At 63.0% G+C, this 2,554-nt stretch carries 2 protein-coding genes; both read left to right on the forward strand.

Annotated elements, in window-relative coordinates:
• Positions 1-107: 107 nt before the first annotated feature.
• The gene (gene istA, locus A8G00_RS24580; RefSeq protein WP_030538512.1) at positions 108-1,607 is read left to right on the forward strand and encodes an IS21 family transposase; all 1,500 of its coding nucleotides are present in this window, start codon (positions 108-110) and stop codon (positions 1,605-1,607) included.
• Positions 1,608-1,627: 20 nt separating this feature from the next.
• Entirely contained in the window at positions 1,628-2,431 is an 804-nt protein-coding gene (gene istB, locus A8G00_RS24585) for an IS21-like element helper ATPase IstB (protein WP_030538513.1), read from the forward strand.
• Positions 2,432-2,554 lie beyond the last annotated feature (123 nt).

A 2,554-nucleotide genomic window follows, 5' to 3' on the forward strand; every position in this document is an offset into this window, starting at 1 on the left:
TGTGCACGGCGGTGACAAACCAGGCCAATGGAGCGCCGGCAAATTGCTGAGCGCGGCGGAGTAAAAACCAGCCATTGGTAAGGTTGCTCTTTTTGGAGCGGCCGGGGATGTTTGCCGTGGAGAGCTATGCAGCGGTACGCCGCTTTGTGTTTGTCGAAGGGAACAGCCAACGGGAGGCAGCGAAGGTTTTCGGCCTGAGCCGAGAGACGATCGCGAAGATGTGCCGTTTCTCGCTGCCGCCGGGCTACACGCGTTCCAAGCCTGTCGCCAAGCCGAAGCTGGGATCGTTGCTGCCGGTGATCGACCGGATTTTGGCTGAGGATTATGTTGCGCCGCTCAAGCAACGCCATACGGCCAAACGAATCTTTGAGCGGTTGCGCGATGAACATGGCTACGGCGGCGGCTATACGGTGGTGAAGGATTACGTTCGGCAGAGCCGTGTGCGTAGCCGCGAGACCTTCGTGCCGCTGGCGCATCCGCCAGGGCACGCCCAGGTGGACTTTGGCGAAGCGGTGGGAGTGATCGGCGGTGTGCGGCAGAAGGTGCATTTCTTCTGCATGGACCTTCCGCAATCCGATGCCTGCTTTGTGAAGGCCTATCCTGCCGAGACGACGGAAGCCTTCCTGGACGGGCATGTTTGCGCCTTCGCCTTCTTTGGCGGGGTACCGCTCTCGATCCTGTACGACAACACCAAGATCGCGGTGGCCAAGATCTGCGGGGATGGCAAGCGCGAGCGTACCCAGGCCTTCACCGGGCTGGTCAGCCATCACCTGTTTGCCGATCGCTTTGGCCGCCCGGGCAAGGGCAACGACAAGGGGAAGGTTGAAGGGCTGGTGAAGTATGCGCGCTCGCACTTCATGGTGCCGATCCCGCGCGCGGCGACCTATGACGACTTCAACGCAGAGCTGGAACGACGGTGCCGGGCCCGGCAGGACGAGCGAGCCGAACGCCACACCGAGACGATCGGGGAGCGCCTGGCGGCAGATCTGGCGGCTTTGCGCCCGCTGCCCGCCGGCACGTTCGAACCATGCGAGACCAAGGGCGCACGCGTCTCCTCGACTGCGCTGGTGCGCTACCGGACCAACGATTACTCGGTGCCGACCTGCTATGGCTTCCAAGACGTTGTCGTGAAGGGCTTCGTCGACCGGGTTATCATCCTGTGCGGCGGTGAAGAGATCGCCCGTCATCCGCGCTGCTATGGCGAAGCCATGTTTGTGGCAAACCCGCTGCACTATCTGGCCCTGATCGAGACCAAGCCGGGCGCGCTCGATCAGGCAGCCGCGCTTAAGGACTGGAATCTGCCGGAGGACTTCCAGCACCTGCGCCATCTTCTCGAGGTTCGGATGGGCAACAAGGGGAAGCGCGAGTTCATCCAGGTCCTACGCCTGCTTGAGGCGATGCCGATGGAGGTGGTGACCTTTGCGGTGAAAGAGGCAATCCACATCGGGGCAATCGGCTTCGATGCGGTCAAGCAGATCGCACTGGCGCGGATCGAGCGTAGACCGGCCCGGCTCGACCTGGAAGCCTATCCGCACCTGCCCAGGATGGAGGTCAAGACAACGCGCGCTGCTGACTATGCCAGCCTTCTGCCGGGGATGGCCGCATGAGCCGGGCCGGGGAAGACAAGATGCCCACCGGCACGACGGCGGGCACACCGCAGGTGCTGCTGGCGCATCACCTCAAGCAGCTCAAATTGCCTACCGTGCTGCGCGAATATGAGAAGCTGGCCCGGGAATGCGCACGCGATGGCGTGGATCATACCCGCTATCTGCTGCGCCTTATCGAACTGGAACTCATCGACCGGGAGCGGCGCACCGTCGAACGCCGTATCCGCGCCGCCCGGTTCCCGGCGGTCAAGAGCCTGGACACCTTCGAGTTCACCGCCATCCCCAGCCTCAACAAGATGCTCGTGCTCGAACTGGCGCGCTGCGAGTATATCCTGCGGCGGGAAAACATCATTGCGCTGGGCAACAGCGGGACGGGTAAAACCCATGTAGCGCTCGCCCTGGGACTGGCCGCCTGCCAGAAGGGCTTCAGCGTCCTGTTCACCACCGCTGCGGCCCTGGTGAACCAGTTGATGGAGGCCCGCGACGAAAAGCGCCTCCTGAGGATGCAGCGCGAACTGGCCGCCGTGAAGCTGCTGATTGTCGATGAACTCGGCTATGTGCCGCTCTCGCCGACCGGGGCCGAATTGCTGTTCGAAACCTTCTCCCAGCGCTACGAGCGCGGCTCCACGATCGTCACCTCTAACCTGCCTTTCGAGGACTGGACCCAGGTTCTGGGTTCTGAGCGGCTGACTGGCGCGCTCCTTGATCGCCTCACGCACCATGTCAGCATCCTGGCCATGAATGGCGACAGCTACCGGCTCAAGCAATCCGCCCGCCGCCGCACCGCCGGGGCGGAGCAAAACCAGGCCACCACGCCCGACTGATCCGCAGAAAAACGGCCAATATGCAAAGGGCCCCGATCGGGGCCCTTTGCATATCATCCGCGCCACATTCACTGGCCTGCTTTTACTCCGCCGCGCTGGCCTAAAATCCGACCGCCGTTGACA

The organism is Sphingobium sp. SA916 (genome assembly GCF_002894065.1).
Taxonomy (GTDB): Bacteria; Pseudomonadota; Alphaproteobacteria; order Sphingomonadales; family Sphingomonadaceae; genus Sphingobium; species Sphingobium fuliginis.

What these genes read in the sequence shown, in the direction of transcription:
- istB (WP_030538513.1), top strand. Translation starts at nt 1,628, where the DNA reads ATGCCCACCGGCACGACGGCGGGCACACCGCAGGTGCTGCTGGCGCAT.
- istA (WP_030538512.1), top strand. Translation starts at nt 108, where the DNA reads ATGTTTGCCGTGGAGAGCTATGCAGCGGTACGCCGCTTTGTGTTTGTC.